The following is a 22,580-nucleotide window of genomic DNA, read 5'->3' on the forward strand; positions in this document are numbered from 1 at the left end:
TCATCTGGAATTGTGTCTATGGGCGTCCTTGCCTGTGGGACTGCGAATTTACGGGTTCAGGACATGGGAAAAATGAATTCTCCGGCTTGGGACGACGGTCCGCATCGCTTTGCGCTAAGCGCATTTCTGATGCGTCAGATCATTGCGCTTGCTGGTTTCACTGTTTTTATCGCGCTTGCGCTGGCTGTTGCCGCTCTGGCGACGTGGAACGTTTCTGATCCAAGCTTGTCATACGCAACATCGAATCAACCGACTAACATTCTCGGTTATAGCGGTGCGGCCTTTGCCGATCTTCTGATGCAGTTCTTCGGCCTGTCGGCAATCGTCAGTTTGCTGCCGATATTGGCGTGGTCATTCTGCATGATCTCGGGTCGACGGCTGCGGCGTATTCCGGCGCGGGTTGCCGCCTGGCTTGGTGGTGCATTCGTGTCTGCCGCTGCGATTGGCTGTTTTACCGCACCCGCCACCTGGCCGCTGCCGAATGGCATTGGCGGAGTGATCGGTGACATGATCCTGCGTTTTCCAGCCCTGTTCATCGGTGCGTACCCTACCGGTACTTTTGCGATGATCATCGGTTGCATTTTCGCTGTACCGGCGACCTGGATGCTGTTGTTTGCCTCTGGCATCATTACCGGTGCGCAGGCCGATGAAGATGAAGAAGACGACAAGCCTGCTGTAGTCTCGGCCAGTAAGGCGCGCAGCCTGCGTGACATGGAAGAAGATGATGAGGATGATGGCGAAAGCTTCCTCTACCGTATTCTGCCAATCGGCGCTGCTGCCCACTACTGGTACATTACGCAGGCGCGGGCACGTCGCATTTTCGGTATCAAGCCACGCGCATCCTTCCGCAATGATTTCGAACAGCCTTACGACTTCAACGACGAAGACGATGATTTCGTCGCGGATGAAACATCCGCCCGTCATACCCCAGCGCAACCTGCCCGCATAACGCAGCGCACCGAACCTTCGTTCGAGCAGCGTGCAGAAGCGCGTGCACAGTCCGAACGTCGCGTCGTTGCGCCGCCGCCAATCTCGATTGGTGATGAAGAGGATGACGAGCCACCATTTGATGTCGATGAACGCCGTCTTCCTGCAGGTATCCTGTCTGCGGATGACGATGATGATGATCTCGACATGCAGGCTGAAAACTTCGTGGCGGGCACACCACGCCCGGCCAATGGTCAGAAAAACCCGTTGCGTGTAACGCCGCAGGTTACGCGTCCGCAGCCAAGTGCGCGGGTCATGCGTGAGGCACAGGCATCATTTATCGATCCTGATGGCTTCCAGCTTCCTTCGGTTCATCTTCTGGCAGAGCCAAAGGGTGTGGTGCGTGACCATACGCTGAGCGAAGAAATGCTCGAGCAGAATGCCCGCATGCTGGAAGGTGTTCTGGAAGACTTTGGCGTTAAGGGTGAAATCATTCATGTCCGCCCGGGTCCTGTTGTTACGCTTTATGAACTGGAGCCTGCGCCAGGTATCAAGTCGTCTCGCGTTATCGGCCTTGCCGATGATATTGCCCGCTCAATGAGTGCGATTGCAGCGCGTGTTGCCGTGGTCCCCGGCCGTAATGCCATCGGTATCGAATTGCCGAACCACAGCCGCGAAACGGTTTATCTGCGCGAACTGATCGGCAGCCGTGATTTCGAGGGCAGCAAGGCAAAGCTCGCCATGTCGCTCGGCAAGACCATTGGCGGTGAACCTGTTATCGCCGACCTTGCCAAGATGCCTCACCTGCTGGTGGCTGGTACGACCGGTTCGGGTAAGTCAGTTGCCATCAACACCATGATCCTGTCCTTGCTCTACCGTTTGTCCCCAGAGCAGTGCCGCCTGATTATGATTGATCCGAAGATGTTGGAATTGTCTGTCTATGACGGTATTCCGCACCTGTTGTCACCAGTGGTGACCGATCCGAAGAAGGCTGTTGTCGCGCTCAAGTGGACCGTGCGCGAGATGGAAGAGCGTTACAAAAAGATGTCGAAGATCGGTGTGCGTAACATCGATGGCTTCAACTCGCGTGTTCAGCAGGCGCTGGACAAGGGTGAAGTGCTGACACGTACCGTTCAGACCGGTTTTGATCGCCAGACCGGCGAAGCAATCTACGAGACGGAAGAGTTCGATCTCAAGCCGATCCCCTATATCGTTGTGATCATCGACGAAATGGCCGACCTGATGATGGTCGCTGGCAAGGACATTGAAGGTGCCGTACAGCGTCTGGCACAGATGGCCCGGGCTGCTGGTATCCACGTTATCATGGCAACGCAGCGCCCATCGGTTGACGTTATTACCGGTACAATCAAGGCCAACTTCCCAACCCGTATCTCCTTCCAGGTAACGTCTAAGATCGACAGCCGCACGATCCTTGGAGAGCAGGGCGCCGAGCAGCTTCTTGGCATGGGTGACATGCTTTACATGGCGGGCGGCGGACGTATCCAGCGTGTTCACGGTCCTTTCGTATCGGACAATGAAGTCGAGGAAATCGTTGCCTATCTGAAGACACAGGGTGCACCGGAATATCTCGAAGCCATCACCATCGATGAAGATGAAGACGGTGGTGCCGGTGGTGGACCTGCCGGGACCAGCAACCTTGCGGATTCGGAAGATCCTTACGATCAGGCCGTTGCTGTGGTTCTGCGGGATGGCAAGGCATCGACGTCCTACATCCAGCGTCGTCTTGGTATTGGTTACAACCGTGCTGCTTCACTGATCGAACGTATGGAAAAGGAAGGCGTCATCGGTCCGGCGAACCATGCTGGCAAGCGCGAAATTCTCGTGCCGACGGAAGCCGACATCATCGAGCGATAAATCTGCGCAACCCCTTGGGCAGCATGAACGTTTGTTAACCTGAAACGTCATGAAGCTGCCGCCTTTTCAAGGCATTTGGGTGAGCGATGAAGGAGAATAGTATGAACGAAATCACACCGGTCCGTGACACGAATGAAGGCCTGGAACAATCGGGCGTTACACGTCGTGGATTGTTGTCAGCCGTTTCCATGGCGGGTGTGTTTGCCGCAGTCGGGCTTTCGCCGGTTGCTGCTTTGGCGCAGGCCCCGGCCAACGCAACCGCCCAGAAGATTGCCAATCACTTTTCCTCCGTCAAAACCATGATGGGTGAATTTGTGCAGTTTGGTCCGCGTGGTGAACAGACCGGTGGCAAGTTTTACATCGAGCGGCCTGGCAAATTGCGCTTCAATTATGAAGACCCGTCGCCAATGCGTGTTATCTCTGATGGCAACAATGTCGTCATCGGCAATATGAAGCTGAAGACCTGGGATATTTACCCGCTGTCCAAGACACCACTCAGCCTGCTTTTGTCCAACAAGATCGATCTGTCCAACGACAAGGTTAAGAACGTCAAGGAAGAGCCAGACCTCACCACCATCGTGCTTGGTGACAAGAGCATTTTTGGTGAAGCCACAATTACATTGATGTTTGACCCGAAAACCTTTGATCTGCGCCAATGGACGACCACTGACACCCAGAACAAGGACACCACCGTGATGATCTTTAATGTTCAGACCGGTGTCGACTTCGACAAGCGTGTGTTCAACATCAATTACGATGAAGTGCGTCGCCGCGGCAAATAAGCTGCTGGCGGTTTTGCACTGTTGCACGGAAAGGCGGCTTTAGGCCGCCTTTTTTGTTCAGGTTTCCGGTTCGATAGTGTAAGCCTGCCGCAAGGGTTACCGGCCTTGCCGGTACATGGGAACGCGGAGCAATTCATGACATTTTCGATAACCACCTGGAACATCAATTCCGTGCGGTTGCGCATGCCGATCGTTGAACAGTTTCTTGTCCGTTACCAGCCCGATGTTCTATGCCTTCAGGAAACGAAATGTCCCAATGGAGAGTTTCCTCTGAAGCCGCTCAAGGCGCTTGGATATGAACATGTGATGATCCACGGCCAAAAGGGCTACCACGGCGTGGCGATTGCCTCCAAGCTGCCGTTGAGCGAAGATCACCGTCAAGACTATTGTGGCGTGGGTGATGCCCGTCATGTTTCGGCAATCGTTGAAGCCGGTTCACGTCGGATTCGCGTTCATAATTTTTATGTGCCGGCTGGTGGCGATGAGCCGGATCGCAGCATCAACCCGAAATTCGGTCACAAGCTGGATTTTATCGAGGAGATGAAGGTGCTGAAGTCTGATGCCGGTCCGGGACTTTCCTCCATTCTGGTCGGTGATCTGAACATCGCGCCACTGGAGAATGACGTCTGGTCACACAAGCAGCTTTTGAAGATCGTCAGCCACACACCTGTCGAAACCGAAGGGTTGCTGGATGTGATGAAGAAAGGCGACTGGCTGGACCTGATGCGCCTTAACGTACCGGACAGCGAAAAGATCTACACGTGGTGGAGCTACCGCGCCAAGGAATGGGATGTGGCCAACCGTGGCCGTCGTCTGGACCATATCTGGTCATCTCCGGATCTTGGCCCATCGCTGAACAAGATCGAGATCCTGCGCGAAGCACGCGGCTGGAACCGGCCATCCGACCACGTTCCGGTGACGGCCCATTTCAAGTTTTGAGCATAGTGTCGGCTGACTGAGCGGTTTTGTCAGTTAAAACGGTGCTGCATGGCCGCCGCACCTGATGCCAGTGATGCGAGGTTATCGCGAATACGTGCGATAACCATGTCGGCCACATCAGGATATTCTTCGACCAGACGGTGGAAGAGGGTGCGGGTTATCCTGATAACCTCTGAATCTTCTGCTGCTACGGCCGTAAATTTACGTTCACACAGCGTAAACAGTGCGAGTTCCGACAGAAGCGTGCCTTCACCTGACCGTGTTGCCAGAACAGGCTTTCCGCCACGCCCCATGTTGGACAGTTCAAACAATCCCTTGATCACCAGAAAAGCGCATTCGGCCGGTGAGTTTTCGCGAAACAGCAACTGACCCGTCGACACCCGTCGACGCTCGGCACCAAAGGCGATCAGCCGCAACTGATCTTCGCTGAGGCCCGCAAAAAGCGGGACCTGCGAAAGCAGCCGAATGTCGTCCATCAATGCCATAACGTGCTCCGCAATGCGTTGCGTTTTTTAAAGAGATATTGCGTGCATCAAAACACCAAAACTCAGTGCATTTCCAGCCCGAGAAAGGTATGGAAACGCACTGTCATATCGTTTTCCTGCGCTTGCAGTGCGATCTGATGTGTCGGTCGCACTTCCGAACGCAAAGTTCAGGGAACGATCTTGTAGCCGCCGTTTTCGGTAATGAGGATTTCGGCGTTGGAAGGATCGCGTTCAATCTTCTGGCGCAGGCGGTAGACGTGTGTTTCCAAAGTATGAGTGGTCACACCAGAGTTATAGCCCCAGACCTCTTCCAGCAGAACGTCGCGGGTAACAACCGCATTTCCGGCTCTGTAAAGATAACGGATGATCGCCGCTTCTTTTTCTGTCAGGCGGATCTTCTTGTTGTCTTCCGTCGTCAGAAGCTTCTGGCTGGGCTTGAATTGGTAAGGACCAACCGTAAAGACGGCGTCTTCACTCTGCTCGTATTGGCGCAACTGTGCGCGGATGCGTGCCAGCAGCACCGCAAAGCGGAACGGTTTGGTGACGTAGTCGTTGGCGCCAGCCTCGAGACCGAGGATTGTATCGGAATCGGTGTCGTGGCCTGTCAGCATGATGATTGGTGCCTTGAAGCCGCCCTTGCGGATCAATTTGACCGCTTCACGCCCATCCATGTCAGGCAGGCCAACATCCATGATCAGCAAGTCAACCTGCGCGTCCTTGACCGTCTGGATGGCCTTGGCGGCGTTTGCGCCTGTCAGCAGCGAGAACTCCTCATAGGGTGACAACTGCTCGCTCAGCGTCTCACGCAGGTCATCATCGTCGTCAACAAGAAGGATTGTTCGAGCCGTCATGCGTTGCTTGCCTTTTGTTTCAATAACTTGTTTGCGGTTCGAACTCATATTTAGTGCTCAGAACGCAGGATAAAAGGCAAAAAAGCGTGATAATGGGCGATTAGTGCCTCCCGCCATGATTTTCGGGGTATTTTCGCGCTCAAAGCACCTCGTCAGCGCAAATAAAAAGGCCGCCCCGTTTCCGGTGCGGCCTTCCGATATCCAGAACGAGGCCGAGGCCTCATTCGAAATCTTATTCAGCAGCTGCTTCTGCTGCCTTTGCTGCTTCTTCAGCAGCCTTTGCTTCAGCGGCTTCTGCTGCTGCCTTTTCGGCGGCCAGAGCCTGTGCTGCTGCAACCTTTTCAGCTTCCAGACGTGCCTTTTCTTCGGCAATTGCCTGACGCTCAGCGTCGTTCAGCTTGCGAGCGCGTGTACCAGTGTTTTCAATGATACGTGCAGACTTACCGCGACGGTCGCGCAGGTAGTACAGCTTCGCGCGACGAACCTTACCGCGACGAACAACTTCAACGCCTTCAACCAGCGGAGAGTACATCGGGAATACGCGCTCAACGCCTTCGCCGTAGGAGATCTTGCGAACTGTGAAGCTCTCGTTGATGCCGCCGCCGGAACGGGCGATAACGACACCTTCGTAAGCCTGTACGCGTGTACGGGTACCTTCCGTAACGCGTACGTTAACGCGAACGGTGTCACCTGGGGAGAACTCAGGCAGGGTGCGCTTGGCAGCAATCTTGGCGGCCTGTTCGGCTTCCAGCTGTTCGATAATGTTAGTCATATTAACCTCTGATTTCTTCTGAAACAGCCAGAGCGCTCAACATGGTCCTCTTGGATCAAAGCCTCGAGGGTTTGCCTTGCGGCAGGAGCGAATTCACCATTCTTTGCTTGCGGTTAAGGGATATTTCCCATTTCCACGGGCGCAAATACAGCAAAGTGGCGCATTTGTCATCCCATTAAACGCAATATTTATCACCAAAAGCCGGTTCAGCATGGATTGCGAGGCCCAAAAGCACGCTATATGGCATGCCCATTCCCGGGAGAGGTTCCATGTCGATCTTTATGGCAGTTCTTTTATTTGCGACAGGGCTTTTTGCCGGCATAGCCAATGCCATTGCCGGTGGTGGCACGTTTTTGACATTTGGTGCCATGACACTGGCTGGCATCACACCGATCTCGGCCAATGCGACATCCGCGATCGTACAGTTTCCAGGCTATGTCACGTCGGCCATCGCCTACCTACCAGAAATCAAGCGCCATTGGCGCGAGGCCGTTGTGCTGTGCATCGTCTCAGTGGTTGGCGCATTGATGGGTGCGCTTCTCTTGCTGTCGTTGGACAACAGTTCCTTCCGGCAACTGGTGCCTTGGCTGTTGCTTGCTGCAACCGTGCTTTTTGCCGCCGGTCCGTGGCTGAGGCCCAAATCCAGCACTGAAAGTTCGGCGGGTAACCTGTCCAGTGTGCTGTGCCAGGGATTGGTGTCCATCTACGGCGGCTTTTTCAGCGCCGGTCTTGGCATCATGATGTTGGCCGTCCTCGGCCTGACGACGGGTGGCAGCTATCACTACATGAACGCGTTGAAAAACCTGCTGTCGGTCGTCGTTGCCTTTATCGCCATCGTTGTTTTTGTCAGCGGAGGCGTTGTCTCATGGATGGCGGCGCTGGTGATGATCCCGGGTGCTGCGATCGGCGGATATGTCGGGGTTCATATCGCAAGACGTGTGCCGCAGTGGCTGGTGCGTCTGCTTGTCGTTGCCGTCGGAACCATGCTGACAGGGTATTATTTCTTCACGCTCTGACTATCTTTTGGCAGAAGATCAGGCCGACGTTCGCGTGTCAGGGCGAGTGCCTGTTCGCGTCGCCATTTTTCAATGGCAGCGTGGTTTCCGGAGGTCAGAACAGCGGGAATATCGCGTTCTTCCCAGACCTGCGGGCGCGTGTAATGGGGGTGTTCCAACAGGCCGGCCTCGAAACTCTCATGCACGCCAGAGAGATCGTTGCCCATTACGCCTGGCAGGATACGCACCACCGCATCCAGAAGGGTCAGCGCTGCCGGTTCACCGCCGGACAGGATGTAATCGCCAATGCAGACCTCTTCGAGATTGCGGGCATCAATGACGCGCTGGTCGATGCCTTCAAAGCGACCGCAAACGATAATGGCGCCTTCTGCCTCGGCCAGTTGGCGCACGCGCTCCTGTGTCAAAGGCTTTCCGCGTGGGCTCATCAACAGACGTGGTCTGTTATCACCCTGCGAGACGTGATCAATGGCCCGTGCCAGAACGTCCGGTTTCAGCACCATTCCGGCACCACCGCCTGCGGGCGTGTCATCCACGCTGCGATGTTTGTCTGTTGCAAATTCGCGGATCTGCACCGTTTCCAACGTCCACTGTTCACGCTCAAGCGCCTTGCCAGCGAGTGAGTAGCCCAAATGTCCCGGAAACATTTCCGGGTAGAGTGTCAGGACGGTGGCCTTGAAAGTCATGTTATTTCTTCTTGCCGAAGACCGGATGGTCGGGATCGTCCTTGCCATCGTCGGGGTTATCGATCAGTCCGGCGGCCATCGGGTCAATGAGGATCTTGCCAGCTTCGAGATCGATTTCAAGAACCGCCGCTTCCGAGAACGGGATAAGGGCAGGGCGTCTTCCCGCGCCTTTCAGCTCCAAAAGGTCGCCAGCGCCAAAGTCATGAACGGCGGTGACCGAACCATAGCTCTTGCCATCGGCGTCAACGGCTTCAAGCCCTTCCAGATCGGTGTAGAAAAACTCGTCATCATCAAGTTCGTCGTCGGGTAGATTTTCCCGATCGATGAAAAGCTCAAGACCGTTCAGGGCTTCTGCCGCATTGCGGTCGTTGATCCCACGGAACCTGACGATCACCACCGTCTTGTTCTCGCGCATTTCGAGAATTTCGAAAACACGTCCGTCAGCCGCTACAAGGTTGCCGTAATCGCCGAGCGCCATAGCGTCGTCTGTATAGGAGCTGACGCGCACTTCACCGCGCAGGCCTTGCGCCGCGCCGATCTTGGCCATCAGAATCGGGTTTTCCAGCTTTGCCATGGGCTCGTCCGTTGGAGAATGTTGATGAAGATGCTTGTAAAAGCATGCATTCGAAATTGAAACAAAAAATGCCTGAAACCCGGCGGTTACGCTTTTAAAACGTCGATGGCTCAAGTGTTTCAAAACAAAAACGGGCAGCATGAACCATGCCACCCGCTTTTTGATGCATAAATGCCGGACTTATTCGGCAGCAGAAGCTTCTGCAGCAGCAGCAGCGGCGTCTTCAGCCTTCTGCTTCTTCTCAGCAATACGTTCCAGAGCCTTCTTGCCTGGCTTTGCCTTGTCTGGGTTGCTGCGTGTTGCACGCTCAGCAATGCCAGCTTCGTTCAGGAAGCGCAGAACGCGGTCGGTTGGCTGTGCGCCCTTTTCGAGCCAGGTCTTCACCAGGTCAGCGTTCAGTTCGATGCGCAGTGGGTTATCCTTGGCCAGCATTGGGTTCCAAGAACCAACCTTTTCGAGGAAACGGCCGTCGCGTGGCGAACGGGCGTCAGCAACTACGATCTGGTAGTAAGGGCGCTTCTTGGAACCACCGCGTGCGAGACGAATTTTAAGTGTCATGTCATTTACTCCTTGAGATGTCGTGTCCGCCTATCAGGCGGTCTTTTCGTTGCTGCCATGTTCGGCAGCGATTGCTTCATGATGCCGGATGACTTCCTTGATGATGAAGTTCAAGAACTTCTCGGCGAAATCCGGATCCAGATTGGCATCCTTTGCCAGACGGCGAAGGCGTTCGATCTGGTATTCTTCGCGCGCCGGATCTGCCGGCGGCAATTCGTACTTGGCTTTCAGGACACCGACTGCCTTGGTGCAGCGGAACCGTTCAGCCAGAACATGGACCAGTGCCGCATCGATGTTGTCGATGGACTGGCGGTATTCTGCGAGCTGGGCTTTCACTTCAGAATTGGTCATGATCGCACTCACTTCTTCTTCGGAAAGCCAGGTAGGCCGGGAATTCCACCAAGGCCGGGCAATCCGCCGCCGCCCAGACCGGGAAGTCCGCCTGGCAGGCCACCGAGGCCTGGCATTGCGCCTGGTTTGGTCAGTCCTGCGGCTTCGGCCTGCTTCTGCAAGGCTTCAAGCTGCTTGGGGTCCATGTTGGCGAGGTCAGGCATGCCGCCCATTCCGCCAAGGCCCATCTTACCTGCAAGGCCGCCCATCATCTGCTTCATGATGCCGCCCTTGCCTTTACCGCCCATGGCTTTCATCATATCGGCCATGCCGCGATGCATCTTGAGCAGCTTGTTGATTTCGGCGGCATCCGTGCCGGAACCGGCGGCGATACGCTTTTTGCGGCTATGCTTGAGCATATCAGGATTGGCACGCTCAGCCTTGGTCATCGACGAGATGATCGCGATCTGGCGGTCGAACATCTTGTCGTTCAGACCGGCCGAAGCCATCTTGTCCTTCATGCCTGCCATGCCGGGCATCAGACCCATGATGCCGCCCATGCCGCCCATCTTTTTCATCTGGGCAAGCTGGTCAGCAAGGTCGTTAAGGTCGAATTTGCCCTTGGCCATTTTTTCGGCCATGGCGCGGGCTTTTTCGGCATCGATGTTTTCAGCGGCTTTTTCAACCAGCGAAACAATGTCGCCCATGCCGAGAATACGGTCTGCGATACGGCGTGGATGGAATTCATCCAGTTCGCCCATACGCTCACCCGTACCAATCAGCTTGATCGGCTTGCCGGTAACAGCGCGCATCGAAAGGGCTGCACCGCCGCGGCCATCACCGTCCATACGGGTCAGGACAAGGCCGGTAATGCCAACGCGCTCATCGAAATTGCGGGCGAGATTGACGGCGTCCTGACCGGTCAAGCTGTCGGCAACCAGCAGGATTTCATGCGGGTTGGACTTCTTCTTGATATCGGCCATTTCCAGCATCAACGGTTCGTCGATGTGGGTACGGCCAGCCGTATCGAGGATGACAACGTCATGGCCGCCGAGTTTCGCGGCCTGAACGGCGCGTGCGGCGATATCTGTCGGGGATTGTCCGGCGATGACAGGCAGGGTGTCGATGCCGGTCTGTACGCCAAGCTGGCGCAGCTGTTCCTGGGCGGCCGGACGACGCGTATCGAGAGATGCCATCAGCACCTTCTTCTTCTCGCGGTCGGTCAGGCGCTTGGCGATTTTGCCGGTGGTGGTTGTCTTACCAGAACCCTGCAGACCCACCATCATGATGACAACAGGGGCCGGAGCATGAAGGTCGATGGAAACGCCTTCGGAACCCAGCATTTCAACCAGCTCGTCGTGAACGATCTTCACAACCATCTGGCCAGGCTTGATGGACTTAAGAACGGAAGCGCCAACTGCCTTTTCCCGCACCTTGTCGGTGAAGGAACGTACGACTTCCAGCGCCACGTCGGCTTCCAAAAGCGCGCGGCGAACCTCGCGCAGGGCTGCCGACACATCGGCTTCCGACAGCGCGCCACGGCCGGTCAGTCCATTCAGAATGGAACCAAGGCGGTCCTGGAGGTTTTCAAACATCGTTTCTTCCTTCTTCGTTCCGGGGTGTCCGAAACGTCGGTGCTTTTGCTGTCAAAAACAAGACGCAAAGCCAAAAAGCACCCGAGGGCGCGACGCGCTGTCGGGTGTTGACCTCCGGGATCTCTTTATACCTTTTCGGGTCCCGGTCGGTGGCTTGGAGTCTTGAAACTGCCAGCTAATCGGTGCGGATAAACAGGAAAGCGATGGGAAAGTCAAGGCTCTCAGGTGTTTTAGCGGCCTTAGGCAATAACTCCCGGCAATGTGATGGCAAAGCAAGGTCCTGTCACATTGAATATAGCCGGTGCCGTGGCTATATCATCGCGATGAAACGTCGCAACCTTTTTCGATTGTCAGCTCTGGCCGCGCTTGCTGCGGGTGGTGTTTTTGCCGCCACCAAGTCGAAGGCGGCTGGCTATTATCACGGCCCGGTTTCCGATCACTTTGACGGAACACGTTTTTTCAACCCCGGTGGTGAACCTCCGGGGAATTTTTTTGATCTTTTGAAATGGCGCACCAGCGGTGCAAAGGCCACTTGGCCTGAGGATTATCCCAGTCCTTATCCGACCGCAAAACCGGACCAGCGGGTCAATGGCGCCGATTTGCGCATTACTTTTGTCGGTCACGCGTCTTTCCTGATCCAGACGGCCGGCCTGAACATCCTGGCTGATCCGGTGTGGTCGCAGCGGACGAGCCCTTTTTCCTTCGCCGGCCCGAAGCGGGTCAATCCGCCCGGTATCGTGTTCGAGGATCTTCCGCCAATCGACATCGTTCTGGTGACACATAATCATTACGACCATCTCGATATCGAGACCTTGAAGCGATTGCAGGCTGCCCATAAACCAACCTTCATTACGCCACTGGGCAACGACAGCATTATCCTGTCCGATGTGCCTGATGCGAAGATAGAGGTCGGTGATTGGGGCGATGTGATAACCGCTGGTAACGGCGTGAAAATTCACGTGGAGCCCTGCCATCATTGGTCTGCGCGTGGCTTGAATGATCGGCGCATGGCGCTCTGGGCGGCGTTTGTCATCGAGACACCCGGCGGTAAAATATACCACATTGGCGATACTGGTTTCTTTCAGGGCAACAACTATCGGGCTGTGAAGGAAAAACATGGCGCGTTTCGCCTGGCAAACCTGCCGTTTGGTGCCTACGAACCACGCTGGTTCATGAAGGGGCAACACCAGAACCCGGCAGAGGCGGTGGAGGGCATGGTGCTGTGTGATGCGCGGCATGTCTGCGGTCATCACTGGGGTACCGTTCAGCTGACTGATGAGGCGATTGATGCACCGGTGTTTGCGCTTCAACTGGCGCTCAATGAAAAAGGGCTGGAGCACAACCGTTTCCGACCGATGCGTCCCGGTGAGGTTTTCGACGTTCCTGCGTGAGTGGCCTTTTCAGGATTAGGGCCAACCACTGTTCGCAGCCATGATCATACGCGGCTGACGCATGCCATGCATGTTGGCTCAAGGCTGGTAATTTGCTGCACTTTCCGCCATATAGGGCAAAATAAGCCTGCTCTCTGTGACGGGCATTTTCTCTATCAGGTACACGAGCTATGGCGAACACGGTCGAATTTGCGAAGATGAATGGACTTGGAAACAAGATCCTGGTTGTCGATATGCGCGGCCGCACTGACAAGGTCACGCCGGAAGCCGCGATTGCGCTGAATGCGGATACAGCCACGCAGTTCGATCAGATCATGGCGATCCATGACCCCAAACTTGCCGGTACCGACGCCTATATCGACATTCTCAACTGTGATGGCACCAAGGCGCAGGCGTGTGGCAATGGTACGCGCTGTGTGGTGCAGGCGCTGTCGTCTGAAACAGGCAAAAAGACCTTCACCTTCCAGACTGTTGCTGGCATTCTGAATGCGGTCGAACACGAGGATGGCATGATTTCGGTCGACATGGGCAAGCCCAGGTTTGGCTGGCAGGAAATTCCTCTGTCCGAGGAGTTCCATGATACCAGCCGCATCGAATTGCAGATCGGGCCCATCGACAATCCCATCCTGCATTCGCCAGCCGTAATGTCGATGGGCAATCCGCACGCTATCTTCTGGGTCGATCGTGATCCGATGGACTTCGATCTGGAGCGTTTCGGTCCACTGCTTGAGAACCATCCGATGTTTCCGGAAAAGGCCAATATAACGTTGGCGCAGGTCACGTCAGACGCATCACTGCGCACCCGCACATGGGAACGTGGTGCAGGCTTGACGCTTGCCTGCGGTTCTGCCGCCTGTGCAGCCGGCGTCAGCGCGGCACGCACGGGTAGAACCGGGCGTACCGTGACCATCGATGTTGCCTCAAGCCCGATCCGTGTGCCGCTGACCATCGAATGGCGCGATGATGATCATGTCATCATGACCGGTCCTGCCGAATGGGAATGGTCCGGTGCCGTTGATCCGGAGAATGGCACTTGGCAGCGCGATGAAGCCAGTGAGACATCGTCCCGTGAGGCTTCAGTAAAATGAGCGGCGTCGAGGTCATTACCTTCGGCTGTCGTCTCAATACCTATGAATCGGAAGTGATGAAGGCCGAGGCGGAAAAAGCCGGGCTCAACAATGCCGTTCTGGTCAATACCTGTGCCGTGACGGGCGAGGCTGTGCGTCAGGCGCGCCAGGCCATTCGGCGCGCGCGCCGCGACAATCCGCACGCCCGCATCATTGTCACCGGTTGTGCTGCACAGACCGAGAAGCTGACCTTTGCCGACATGCCTGAGGTGGATGCCGTGCTCGGTAATGAGGAGAAGCTGAAAAGCGCTTCCTACCGCGCCCTTCCGGATTTTGGTGTGTCTGCAGAAGAAAAACTACGCGTCAACGATATCATGAGCATCAAGGCGACAGCGCCGCAGATGGTCAAACATATTGACGGGCACGTTCGCGCGTTTATTCAGGTACAGAATGGCTGTGATCATCGCTGCACCTTTTGTATCATTCCTTATGGTCGCGGTAATTCTCGCTCGGTGCCGATGGGAGCGGTTGTCGAACAGGCCCGCAAGCTGACCGAAAGCGGTTACCGCGAAATCGTGCTGACCGGGGTGGATGCGACCAGTTATGGTGCTGATCTGCCGGGTGAACCTTCCCTTGGTTATCTCGCTAAGACCTTGCTGAAACAGGTGCCGGATATCCTGCGCTTGCGGCTGTCCTCGATCGACAGCATAGAAGCAGACAAACATTTGATGGATCTGATCGCCGATGAACCACGGTTCATGCCGCATCTGCATCTCTCGCTGCAGCATGGCGACGACATGATCCTGAAACGCATGAAGCGCCGTCATCTGCGCGATGATGCCATTCGTTTCTGCAACGAGGTAAGGGCTCTGCGGCCTGATATTGCATTCGGTGCTGACATGATCGCCGGTTTCCCGACAGAAACCGAAGACATGTTCGAAAATGCTGCCACACTTGCGGAAGAGTGCGGCATTTCCAATTTGCATGTTTTTCCCTACAGTCCGCGTGCCGGAACACCGGCAGCGCGCATGCCGCAGCTTGACCGTGGTCTGGTGAAAGAGCGTGCGGCAAGGCTACGTGAGCGGGGTGAGGTGCTAAAACTTCGTCATCTGCAAAATATGGTTGGCAGCGAGCAGACTATTCTGGTTGAAAACAACGGTTTTGCGCATACCGATAATTTTACGCTGGTTGCAGCCCCATCGCTTGAGCCGCGCACTCTTGCGCGTGTTGCGATTACCGGTCACAACGGCAAGCACCTTACAATGGAACTTCTGGCTGCAAACGCGGCCTGAGAAAAAGATACGGAACTATCATGGCCCTTGGCTTCATCAAAAAGGTCTTTTCATTCGGCAAGGACAAAGCCGAAGACGACAAGGCTGAACCAAATGGTCTGAAGGAACAGTCATCTGAAGCTGCCTTTGAACAGGCTTTGGCCGAAGCGCAGCAACATTCTCCCGTCGATGACCCGGTGCTTGAAGTCGAGGTCGAAACTGCTGGTGGCCCTGCTCCCGATGAAGTGATGCAGTCAGACGCGGTTGAACCGCAGACGGAACCGGATGATGCGCCACTGCTTCCTGCTGCATTGGAAGCAAGCGATATTGGTGTCGTACCTCTTTCGCTGCTCGAGGTTGAAGCGGAAGCCGAAGCGGCAGAGGATGAAACGTCGTTTGCCGTCGCTGATGAACCGGTCGTTGAAGACGAGCCGGTAACAACGGCTGATAAGGCCGAGGCCGTTGTTGAGGCCGAAGAACAAATTATTTCATCTGCGATTGCGGAAATGGCTGCGACTGTGCTGCCGAAAGGATTTTCGACAGCCAGCGAGATTGTTGTGCCGGTTGAAGAAACACCGCAGCAGAAGCTGACATGGTTTCAGCGTCTTCGTGCCGGGTTGGCGCGGACTTCTTCGCAACTGACCAGCCAAATCTCGGCGTTGTTCACCAAGCGCAAGCTGGACGAGGACACGCTGGACGAGCTGGAAGATTTGCTGATCCAGTCTGACCTTGGCGTCGAAACTGCGATGCGTATCACCGGTGCATTGTCGTCCGAGCGTTATGGCAAGGATGTCAGCGGTGAAGATGTGGCGCGCATCATGGCCGGTGAAATCACCAAGGTGCTGACCCCGGTCGCCAAGCCGCTGCAGCTTGATCTCAATCACAAACCACATGTCATTCTGGTGGTGGGTGTCAATGGTACCGGCAAAACCACGACCATTGGCAAGCTTGCGGCCAAACTGTCCGGTTCCGGGCTCAAGGTTATGCTTGCAGCAGGCGATACGTTCCGTGCCGCGGCGATTGAACAGTTGAAAATCTGGGCGGATCGTACCGGTTCTGAGTTCATCGGGACGAAGCTGGGCGCTGATGCTGCTGGCCTTGCCTATGACGCCTATGAGCAGGCGCGGGCCAAAAAAAGCGACGTTCTGATTATCGATACGGCCGGCCGTTTGCAGAACAAGACAGAGTTGATGGCCGAGCTTGAAAAGATCGTGCGTGTGCTTGGCAAGCTTGATCCAGACGCGCCGCACACTGTCTTGCAAACACTTGATGCAACGACAGGCCAGAACGCCATGAACCAGGTGGAGATTTTCCGCAACGTGGCGGGTGTGAATGGCCTGATTATGACAAAATTGGATGGCACGGCTCGCGGCGGTATCCTCGTTGCCATTGCTGCGAAGCACAAGCTGCCGGTTTATTTCATCGGCGTGGGCGAAGGCGTGGACGATCTGGAACCGTTTGAGGCAGAAGATTTCGCGAAGGCGATTGCGGGAGTTTGATGATGGACGTGGAAAGCAATCAGCGCGAAAGCGAAAATATGGTCAAGGAGACCAGCCCTCTGTTGAAGATGGTGCTGGAACTTGGCCCGTTGATGGTTTTCTTCTTTGCCAATTCGCGTGGTGACTGGCTTGCTGAAAAGTTTCCGGTGCTGACCGAATTCGGTGGCCCGATCTTTATCGCGACTGGTCTGTTCATGATTGCCACCGCCGCTTCGCTGATCGTGTCGTGGATCATGACCCGCAAACTGCCGATGATGCCGCTGATCTCCGGCATCGTGGTGTTTGTGTTTGGCGCGCTGACATTGTGGCTGCAGAACGACACTTTCATCAAGATGAAGCCCACCATCGTCAACACTCTGTTTGGTGCGATCCTGCTGGGTGGTTTGCTGTTTGGACAGTCGTTGCTGGGTTACGTCTTCAATTCCGCTTTCAAACTGACTGACGAAGGCTGGCGCAAGCTGACCCTTCGCTGGGGCATTTTTTTCCTGTTTCTCGCGGTGTTGAATGAAGTCGTTTGGCGGAACTCCTCGACCGATTTCTGGGTCGCTTTCAAGGTCTGGGGCACCATGCCGGTCACCGTTTTGTTCACCATGGCACAGATGCCGCTGATCATGCGTCACTCGGTTGAACCGTTGGTGAAAGACGAAAAATGACCGTTGCGGATCTCACTGTCAGCCGTAGCTCATCGCTGAAATGGTTTGGCGTCGCCGCAGCACTTCTGCTGCTGCAGATCGTCATTCTTTATTTCATGGGCCGTATTCCGATCTGTGAGTGCGGCTACGTCAAGCTGTTCGAGCCGGGCGTCAACACACCGGGCAACTCGCAGCATTTGTCCGACTGGTACACGCCGTCGCATATCATTCACGGCTTCCTGTTCTTCGGCCTTGCATGGCTGCTGTTTCGCAAACAACCGATTGCTATGCGCCTGTCATTTGCGGTGCTGATCGAGGCAGCCTGGGAACTGCTTGAAAACTCACCGCTGATTATCGACCGCTATCGCAGTGCCACAATGGCGCTTGGTTACTCCGGTGACAGTATTCTCAATTCGGCCATGGACACTGTTTTCATGGCGCTTGGTTTCTTCTTCGCCGCGCGCATGCCTGTCTGGGTGACGGTGGCGGTGGCTGTTGTCTTTGAGCTGTTCACCGGGTGGCTGATCCGAGACAATCTGACGCTCAATGTCATCATGCTGCTGTGGCCGATCGATGCCATCAAGGAATGGCAGAACGCGATTTCCTGATCCGTGTAATAGTCGTCAATCGTTATGAAACAATACATAACTGATGTCACATCGTGCTGACTTCAAATGGATTCTTAACGGAAAGCATCTAGATGTCCATGCTCGCTGGGGATCACGCATTGAACCGGATGCACGGCCATGCCGTGACGCCGGTAGCACCAAGCATCGCATTTAACAAAAACTGTTTCTGATCAAGGCTTCGTCATCGTGCAGGATAATTTCGCCTATCTGCTTCCGTTTATCATGCTTACATTTGGCCTGGTATTTCTCGGTTTGCAGACCATGGGTTTCAAGCCTGCGCGTTTCTGGGGCATTGGTTACATCTGTGCGGCCCTGGGCTTTTCAAGCCCGATGTTTTTTGCCGATGATGCCTTTCTGGCGCATGCCCTGATTTCCAACATCCTGTTTTTTTCCGCGTTCTTTTTTTACGGCCATGCGTTGTTGGTGCAATTTGAGGTCAAGACGCTACTTGGTTGGCGCATCGGATTTCTGGCCGCAGCCTATGCGGTTGTGTCGTATTTTATTGTCTTCCAGATCGATTTGCGCGCTGAACTTGCGCTGAGTGATTTGATGTGCGCTGCGCTGCTTGCGCCGTGCATCCTGCTGGTCGCAAATAAGACCCGGCATGTAATGGACAAGGTGCTACTGGCGGCGACCTCGGCCGTGGTATTGGAAACTATTACTCGCGTGAGCGTGCTTCTGGTGATGACACCGGGCGGTTCGCCTCGTGACATTGATGCCTTCATGGCGTCAGACTATGCATTCCTGATGCAGATGACTGCCAGTATCTTCGGTTTCCTGATGGCGCTTGCCGTGCTGGCCAGTGTGGTTGCCAATGTTCTTTTGCAGCATCGCCATGCCGCTGATCATGATCCGCTCACTGGTCTGTTGAACCGACGTGGTTTTGATGACCGTTCTCCGGATTTCCGCGGGCAGGAGCAGCCGGACGGCACCGTTTTGATGTGCGATATCGACCACTTCAAACATGTCAACGACCAGTTCGGACATGCGGCCGGTGATCGTGTTATCATCGGTTTTTCCGAATTGTTGAAGGAACGCCTCCCGCCACAAGCGCGTATCGCTCGCTTTGGTGGCGAGGAATTCGTGGTCTATCTGCCAGACACAACGGCGACCGAAATTGCCGTGCTTGCCAATATGTTGCGCGTGAGTTTTGCGGCTCGCGAATGGACAGCTGTCGGTATTGACCGGCAGATCAGCGCAAGTTTCGGCATCTCATCAATTGCCAGAGGCGACCACTCCATTCACGACGCGATCGCCAGAGCCGACAGCTTTCTTTACAAAGCGAAATCGAATGGCCGCAATCAGGTGGTTCAGGAAGGCATGTCCGTGCTGACGACGCAGTCTGCGCCGCCGCTAAAGATCATTTCCATTCTTTGATTGGGCCTACCACGGTCAAACCGTGCTCAGCTTCCGGATACAGCCTTTTCAATGGCTGGCAGCAGGCCCTTTTCCAGCGTTGCAGGATCGATAGGGCCAACCTTCTTGTAAACAATGGTCCCATTCTTATCGACGAGGTAGGTTTCCGGAATGCCGTAAACGCCCCAATCTATGGCCGCTTTGCCGTTGGGATCGACGCCGATTGCCTTGTAGGGATTACCCAGCTCGCCCAGGAAACGCAGCGCGTTGTCGTTCTTGTCCTTGTAGTTGATGCCAACCACATTGATGCGGCTGTCTTTCGACAGCTCTTTCAGCATCGGATGTTCCTGACGACAGGGTACACACCAAGATGCAAATACATTGACCAACGTCAGTTGGCCGGAAATGGCGGCAGTGGTCAGGGCCGGGGTGGCTGATCCTTCAAGTGGCGGCATGGCAAGCGATGGAGCTTGCGTGCCGATCAGGGCCGATGGAATGGCGCTGACATCCAGTCCGTTGACGTCCTGTTCGTAAAGCATCTTGGCAGCAATGGCTGCAAAACCTGCAAAAGCAACCAGTGGCAGCAAGGCAAAGAGGTAACGTGCCTTGCTTTTGGGGGCCTGTTTCGGGGCGCTGATGTCGTCGCTCATGCGGTTTCCCCGGCCTTCAGTTTTGCGGAAGCGCGGCGGTGAATGCCAGAGGCTTCCAGCTCTTTCAATTCCCGACTTCGTGCGCGGCCGTCCAGCATTACCCACCCGATCAATGCGATCACAATCAAGCCGGTCAGGCCATAGGACAGGCCGATGTAAAAGGCGTGGCTCATGTTTTACGCCTCCCTGTTGGCCATACGCGCGGCCAGGCGGCGCTGGGCGGCAATACGTCGGCGCAGGATTTCATTGCGCATGGCGGCGATATGCAACGTGAAAAACAGCATGCTGAAACCTAATGCCATGATCAGCAGTGGCCAGAGGAATTCAGGGTCGATGGCCGGACCATCCATACGGATAACGCTGGCGGGTTGATGCAGGGTGTTCCACCATTCCACCGAAAACTTGATAATCGGAATGTTGACGAAACCGACCAGAATGAGCACCGCACTGACGCGAGCTGCGCGCGAGGGATCATCCATGGCCTTGTTGAAAGCAATCAGGCCAAGATACATCAGAAACAGGATGAAGACCGAGGTCAGTCGTGCGTCCCACACCCACCATGTTCCCCACATGGGTTTGCCCCACAACGAACCGGTGATCAGCGCTATCAGGGTAAAGGCGGCGCCGAGCGGTGCAGCAGCCTTGTGGCTGACATCGGCCAGTGGATGGCGCCAAACCAGCGTGCCGATCGCGGAAGCTGCCATGACAGTATAACACATCATCGCCAGCCAGGCGGCAGGCACATGCACATACATGATGCGCACAGTATTGCCCTGCTGATAATCGCCATCCGTCGTGAAGGATAGGTAGAGGCCAACCGCGATCAGCAGAGCAGTGATGGCGCTCATCCATGGCAGCAGGCGCGAGGCCAATGCCAGAAACCGGGTTGGGTTGGCGAGGTCGCTGAATTTGGTAATGGCAAGGCTCGTGTCGTTCATGCCGTCTTTCTACCTTGTGTCATGGCCACCTGCAATTGATCCCTGTCAATCGCTGCTGTTGCGCAGCGCCAAAGCCGCAAAGAAAGGCCCGATAACCGATGAAAATAGCGTGATCGCCATCAGGATCAGGAACGGCGGCAGAAATGGAGCGGGATCCTGGGCGGCGGCATAGGAGGCACTGACCCCGAAAATCAGCACGGGGATGGCAAGCGGCAGCACGAGGATGGACACCAGCAGCCCACCTCGCGGTAATGCGACGGCGACTGCTGCGCCGACCGCACCAATAAAGGTCAAGGCCGGTGAGCCGACCAGCAGTGTTAGCATGACGGCGCCAATAGCCATCTCGCTCATGTTCATGAAAAGGCCAAGCAGCGGCGAGGCGATGACGAGCGGCAGGCCGGTTGCTGTCCAGTGTGCCAGACATTTCACAAACACCGTCAGTACCAGCGGGTTTTCGTTCATCAGGATAAGATCGAGTGCACCGTCATCTCTTTCTGCTTGAAACAACCGGTCGAGACCCAGCAAGGCCGCGAGCAGCGCACCAATCCAGACGATGGCAGGCCCGATGCGCGACAGAAGATTGAGATCAGGTCCCACGCCAAAAGGAATGACGGCAACCACAGTCATGAAAAACAGCACGCCGATCAGTGCGCCGCCACCTGCGCGAATGGACAGTTTCAGGTCACGGAAAAACAGCGCGATCATGGCTGAGCACTTTTCTTAAGCGAGGCGAAGGAAAAATCTGACGTCACCAAACGGTCTCCACGCCTGCAAAACCCGTCATCTGCAATTCCTTCGCGTTCTTTAGCCCCAATGGCTGATGTGTAGCGGCAATAACGATGCCACCCTTTTGCAGATGCGCCTCAACCAGGCCGGTGAACATTTTATCGGCATTGGCATCAAGAGCGGCTGTCGGTTCATCCAGTATCCAGATTGGGCGCCATGCGACAAGCAGTTTGGCCATGGCGAATCGTCGCTGCTGGCCGGCGGACAGATAACCGAACGGCAGATGTGTGATGCCTGAAAGACCGACGGCGTCTGCGGCGTCTTCCACGCTGATGGAGCAGCCGCCGGTAAAGCCGCCGAGAAACTCTTTCCAGAATTGCAGATTTTCCGAAACTGTGAGTTCGGTTTTCATGGCGTTGCGGTGGCCGAGATAATGGCTGGCTTCGGCGGCGCGTGTGCCCGGCTCAACTCCTTCGCCGGCTATCTTTACAGTGCCAGTTTCCGGGTGGAGAAGGCCCGCAAGAACACGGAGCAAGGTGGATTTTCCCGACCCGTTGCGGCCGGTTAGAAGCAACGCTTCGCCATCAGTTAACATGAGGGAAACATTCATGAATATGAAATCTTCGCCTCTTTTGACCGATAGGTGCTCCGCCGTCAGCAACATTGCTTCGCCTCATGTAAGATTTTGATCATTTCGAAAAAAAATTCGATTTGAATCGTCTTCTGATCTGGAACCTGTCTTAGAAATTATCTATATGAGTTTCAACCACGCCAGCGGTCGGCGTGATCATCATCTTCCGCCGGACCTGAGAATTGCAATTGCAAATTTCACGTGCGGACAGCGGAAATGGCCGTACCCGCATCCTGATGTGCATGAATAAGTGCATAGGTGTCTGCACGCGTGTGTTGGCTATCAGAGAGCGGGGTTTATCCGTGACAAAATCTCTTGACAGTTTCCAATGTCGTTCCGTTCTTACCGTCGATGGTAAGGACTATGTTTATTACAGCCTGCCGAAAGCTGAAGCCAATGGCTT

At 55.3% G+C, this 22,580-nt stretch carries 24 protein-coding genes; 11 read left to right on the top strand and 13 right to left on the bottom strand.

What is annotated here, in order from left to right; genetic code table 11:
• Positions 1-72: 72 nt before the first annotated feature.
• The 3 genes from M2418_RS21815 (at position 73) to M2418_RS21825 (ending at position 4,523) form a co-directional block, all read left to right on the top strand.
• On the top strand, positions 73-2,802 hold the full coding sequence (locus M2418_RS21815) for a DNA translocase FtsK (protein ID WP_259149046.1): 2,730 nt from the start codon (positions 73-75) through the stop codon (positions 2,800-2,802).
• Positions 2,803-2,903: 101 nt separating this feature from the next.
• Complete coding sequence (locus M2418_RS21820) at positions 2,904-3,584, top strand: outer membrane lipoprotein carrier protein LolA (protein ID WP_246788124.1); 681 nt, start codon at positions 2,904-2,906, stop codon at positions 3,582-3,584.
• Between the two features lie 135 nt (positions 3,585-3,719).
• Complete coding sequence (locus tag M2418_RS21825) at positions 3,720-4,523, top strand: exodeoxyribonuclease III (protein WP_259149047.1); 804 nt, start codon at positions 3,720-3,722, stop codon at positions 4,521-4,523.
• A 29-nt stretch (positions 4,524-4,552) separates the two neighbouring features.
• On the opposite strand, the gene M2418_RS21830 is transcribed toward M2418_RS21825, so the two are convergent.
• The 3 genes from M2418_RS21830 to rplS form a co-directional block, all read right to left on the bottom strand.
• On the bottom strand, positions 4,553-5,008 hold the full coding sequence (locus M2418_RS21830; RefSeq protein ID WP_259149048.1) for a cyclic nucleotide-binding domain-containing protein: 456 nt from the start codon (positions 5,006-5,008) through the stop codon (positions 4,553-4,555).
• Between the two features lie 167 nt (positions 5,009-5,175).
• Positions 5,176-5,859 carry a response regulator transcription factor gene (locus M2418_RS21835; RefSeq protein ID WP_259149049.1) on the bottom strand — a complete coding sequence of 228 codons (684 nt, stop codon included), beginning with the start codon at positions 5,857-5,859 and terminating at the stop codon, positions 5,176-5,178.
• Positions 5,860-6,091: 232 nt separating this feature from the next.
• Positions 6,092-6,631 (bottom strand): 50S ribosomal protein L19, encoded by a 540-nt coding sequence (gene rplS, locus M2418_RS21840; protein ID WP_259149051.1) that lies wholly within the window; start codon positions 6,629-6,631, stop codon positions 6,092-6,094.
• A gap of 269 nt (positions 6,632-6,900) precedes the next feature.
• Between rplS and M2418_RS21845 the strand changes: the two genes are divergently transcribed.
• Positions 6,901-7,647 carry a sulfite exporter TauE/SafE family protein gene (locus M2418_RS21845; RefSeq protein ID WP_259149052.1) on the top strand — a complete coding sequence of 249 codons (747 nt, stop codon included), beginning with the start codon at positions 6,901-6,903 and terminating at the stop codon, positions 7,645-7,647.
• Here the strand turns inward: M2418_RS21845 and trmD are convergent.
• The 5 genes from trmD to ffh all read right to left on the bottom strand — a co-directional run bounded on the left by trmD (position 7,629) and on the right by ffh (position 11,387).
• The gene (gene trmD / locus M2418_RS21850; RefSeq protein ID WP_259149053.1) at positions 7,629-8,330 is read right to left on the bottom strand and encodes a tRNA (guanosine(37)-N1)-methyltransferase TrmD; all 702 of its coding nucleotides are present in this window, start codon (positions 8,328-8,330) and stop codon (positions 7,629-7,631) included. The genes M2418_RS21845 and trmD overlap by 19 nt on opposite strands.
• A 1-nt stretch (position 8,331) precedes the next feature.
• Positions 8,332-8,904, bottom strand: coding sequence for a ribosome maturation factor RimM (gene rimM / locus M2418_RS21855; RefSeq protein ID WP_192490468.1), 573 nt, complete (start codon positions 8,902-8,904; stop codon positions 8,332-8,334).
• A gap of 180 nt (positions 8,905-9,084) precedes the next feature.
• Positions 9,085-9,462 (bottom strand): 30S ribosomal protein S16, encoded by a 378-nt coding sequence (gene rpsP, locus M2418_RS21860; RefSeq protein ID WP_192490467.1) that lies wholly within the window; start codon positions 9,460-9,462, stop codon positions 9,085-9,087.
• A gap of 33 nt (positions 9,463-9,495) precedes the next feature.
• Complete coding sequence (locus tag M2418_RS21865) at positions 9,496-9,813, bottom strand: chorismate mutase (protein ID WP_192490466.1); 318 nt, start codon at positions 9,811-9,813, stop codon at positions 9,496-9,498.
• 8 nt (positions 9,814-9,821) lie between these two features.
• Positions 9,822-11,387 (bottom strand): signal recognition particle protein, encoded by a 1,566-nt coding sequence (gene ffh, locus M2418_RS21870; RefSeq protein ID WP_259149055.1) that lies wholly within the window; start codon positions 11,385-11,387, stop codon positions 9,822-9,824.
• Between the two features lie 323 nt (positions 11,388-11,710).
• On the opposite strand from ffh, the gene M2418_RS21875 reads away from it, so the two are divergent.
• From M2418_RS21875 to M2418_RS21905, 7 genes are all read left to right on the top strand, one after another.
• The gene (locus tag M2418_RS21875) at positions 11,711-12,778 is read left to right on the top strand and encodes an MBL fold metallo-hydrolase (protein WP_259149056.1); all 1,068 of its coding nucleotides are present in this window, start codon (positions 11,711-11,713) and stop codon (positions 12,776-12,778) included.
• A 170-nt stretch (positions 12,779-12,948) separates the two neighbouring features.
• Positions 12,949-13,866, top strand: a complete 918-nt coding sequence (gene dapF / locus M2418_RS21880; RefSeq protein ID WP_259149057.1) for a diaminopimelate epimerase — start codon at positions 12,949-12,951, stop codon at positions 13,864-13,866.
• Entirely contained in the window at positions 13,863-15,137 is a 1,275-nt protein-coding gene (mtaB, locus tag M2418_RS21885; RefSeq protein WP_259149058.1) for a tRNA (N(6)-L-threonylcarbamoyladenosine(37)-C(2))-methylthiotransferase MtaB, read from the top strand. The genes dapF and mtaB overlap by 4 nt, the downstream gene beginning before the upstream one ends.
• Positions 15,138-15,157: 20 nt before the next feature.
• Positions 15,158-16,615: a signal recognition particle-docking protein FtsY gene (gene ftsY / locus M2418_RS21890; protein WP_259149060.1), complete on the top strand. Its 1,458-nt coding sequence runs from the start codon at positions 15,158-15,160 to the stop codon at positions 16,613-16,615.
• A gap of 2 nt (positions 16,616-16,617) precedes the next feature.
• A complete protein-coding gene (locus M2418_RS21895; RefSeq protein WP_250984356.1) occupies positions 16,618-17,268 on the top strand; it encodes a septation protein A in 651 nt (216 codons plus the stop codon).
• Positions 17,265-17,855, top strand: a complete 591-nt coding sequence (locus tag M2418_RS21900) for a DUF2585 domain-containing protein (protein ID WP_250984247.1) — start codon at positions 17,265-17,267, stop codon at positions 17,853-17,855. Before M2418_RS21895 ends, M2418_RS21900 begins: the two co-directional genes overlap by 4 nt.
• A 207-nt stretch (positions 17,856-18,062) precedes the next feature.
• Positions 18,063-19,253 carry a GGDEF domain-containing protein gene (locus M2418_RS21905; protein WP_259149070.1) on the top strand — a complete coding sequence of 397 codons (1,191 nt, stop codon included), beginning with the start codon at positions 18,063-18,065 and terminating at the stop codon, positions 19,251-19,253.
• A 26-nt stretch (positions 19,254-19,279) separates the two neighbouring features.
• Here M2418_RS21905 and M2418_RS21910 read toward each other — a convergent pair whose 3' ends face one another.
• From M2418_RS21910 to ccmA, 5 genes are read right to left on the bottom strand one after another with little or no spacing between them, the layout of a single operon-like run.
• Positions 19,280-19,882, bottom strand: coding sequence for a DsbE family thiol:disulfide interchange protein (locus M2418_RS21910; protein ID WP_259149071.1), 603 nt, complete (start codon positions 19,880-19,882; stop codon positions 19,280-19,282).
• A complete protein-coding gene (gene ccmD, locus M2418_RS21915; RefSeq protein ID WP_259149073.1) occupies positions 19,879-20,055 on the bottom strand; it encodes a heme exporter protein CcmD in 177 nt (58 codons plus the stop codon). Before ccmD ends, M2418_RS21910 begins: the two co-directional genes overlap by 4 nt.
• A 3-nt stretch (positions 20,056-20,058) precedes the next feature.
• Positions 20,059-20,820: a heme ABC transporter permease gene (locus M2418_RS21920; protein ID WP_259149074.1), complete on the bottom strand. Its 762-nt coding sequence runs from the start codon at positions 20,818-20,820 to the stop codon at positions 20,059-20,061.
• Positions 20,821-20,865: 45 nt separating this feature from the next.
• Positions 20,866-21,525 (bottom strand): heme exporter protein CcmB, encoded by a 660-nt coding sequence (gene ccmB, locus M2418_RS21925; RefSeq protein WP_259149075.1) that lies wholly within the window; start codon positions 21,523-21,525, stop codon positions 20,866-20,868.
• 43 nt (positions 21,526-21,568) lie between these two features.
• Positions 21,569-22,210, bottom strand: a complete 642-nt coding sequence (gene ccmA, locus M2418_RS21930) for a heme ABC exporter ATP-binding protein CcmA (RefSeq protein ID WP_259149076.1) — start codon at positions 22,208-22,210, stop codon at positions 21,569-21,571.
• Positions 22,211-22,580: the final 370 nt, after the last annotated feature.

Source organism: Rhizobium sp. BIGb0125 (assembly GCF_024810055.1).
Classification (GTDB): domain Bacteria; phylum Pseudomonadota; class Alphaproteobacteria; order Rhizobiales; family Rhizobiaceae; genus Agrobacterium.

Excerpts from the sequence above, each read along its gene's own strand:
- M2418_RS21815 (WP_259149046.1), top strand. The coding sequence starts at position 73 with ATGAATTCTCCGGCTTGGGACGACGGTCCGCATCGCTTTGCGCTAAGC.
- M2418_RS21820 (WP_246788124.1), top strand. The coding sequence starts at position 2,904 with ATGAACGAAATCACACCGGTCCGTGACACGAATGAAGGCCTGGAACAA.
- M2418_RS21825 (WP_259149047.1), top strand. The coding sequence starts at position 3,720 with ATGACATTTTCGATAACCACCTGGAACATCAATTCCGTGCGGTTGCGC.
- M2418_RS21830 (WP_259149048.1), bottom strand. The coding sequence starts at position 5,008 with ATGGCATTGATGGACGACATTCGGCTGCTTTCGCAGGTCCCGCTTTTT.
- M2418_RS21835 (WP_259149049.1), bottom strand. The coding sequence starts at position 5,859 with ATGACGGCTCGAACAATCCTTCTTGTTGACGACGATGATGACCTGCGT.
- rplS (WP_259149051.1), bottom strand. The coding sequence starts at position 6,631 with ATGACTAACATTATCGAACAGCTGGAAGCCGAACAGGCCGCCAAGATT.
- M2418_RS21845 (WP_259149052.1), top strand. The coding sequence starts at position 6,901 with ATGTCGATCTTTATGGCAGTTCTTTTATTTGCGACAGGGCTTTTTGCC.
- trmD (WP_259149053.1), bottom strand. The coding sequence starts at position 8,330 with ATGACTTTCAAGGCCACCGTCCTGACACTCTACCCGGAAATGTTTCCG.
- rimM (WP_192490468.1), bottom strand. The coding sequence starts at position 8,904 with ATGGCAAAGCTGGAAAACCCGATTCTGATGGCCAAGATCGGCGCGGCG.
- rpsP (WP_192490467.1), bottom strand. The coding sequence starts at position 9,462 with ATGACACTTAAAATTCGTCTCGCACGCGGTGGTTCCAAGAAGCGCCCT.
- M2418_RS21865 (WP_192490466.1), bottom strand. The coding sequence starts at position 9,813 with ATGACCAATTCTGAAGTGAAAGCCCAGCTCGCAGAATACCGCCAGTCC.
- ffh (WP_259149055.1), bottom strand. The coding sequence starts at position 11,387 with ATGTTTGAAAACCTCCAGGACCGCCTTGGTTCCATTCTGAATGGACTG.
- M2418_RS21875 (WP_259149056.1), top strand. The coding sequence starts at position 11,711 with ATGAAACGTCGCAACCTTTTTCGATTGTCAGCTCTGGCCGCGCTTGCT.
- dapF (WP_259149057.1), top strand. The coding sequence starts at position 12,949 with ATGGCGAACACGGTCGAATTTGCGAAGATGAATGGACTTGGAAACAAG.
- mtaB (WP_259149058.1), top strand. The coding sequence starts at position 13,863 with ATGAGCGGCGTCGAGGTCATTACCTTCGGCTGTCGTCTCAATACCTAT.
- ftsY (WP_259149060.1), top strand. The coding sequence starts at position 15,158 with ATGGCCCTTGGCTTCATCAAAAAGGTCTTTTCATTCGGCAAGGACAAA.
- M2418_RS21895 (WP_250984356.1), top strand. The coding sequence starts at position 16,618 with ATGGACGTGGAAAGCAATCAGCGCGAAAGCGAAAATATGGTCAAGGAG.
- M2418_RS21900 (WP_250984247.1), top strand. The coding sequence starts at position 17,265 with ATGACCGTTGCGGATCTCACTGTCAGCCGTAGCTCATCGCTGAAATGG.
- M2418_RS21910 (WP_259149071.1), bottom strand. The coding sequence starts at position 19,882 with ATGAGCGACGACATCAGCGCCCCGAAACAGGCCCCCAAAAGCAAGGCA.
- ccmD (WP_259149073.1), bottom strand. The coding sequence starts at position 20,055 with ATGAGCCACGCCTTTTACATCGGCCTGTCCTATGGCCTGACCGGCTTG.
- M2418_RS21920 (WP_259149074.1), bottom strand. The coding sequence starts at position 20,820 with ATGAACGACACGAGCCTTGCCATTACCAAATTCAGCGACCTCGCCAAC.
- ccmB (WP_259149075.1), bottom strand. The coding sequence starts at position 21,525 with ATGATCGCGCTGTTTTTCCGTGACCTGAAACTGTCCATTCGCGCAGGT.
- ccmA (WP_259149076.1), bottom strand. The coding sequence starts at position 22,210 with ATGTTGCTGACGGCGGAGCACCTATCGGTCAAAAGAGGCGAAGATTTC.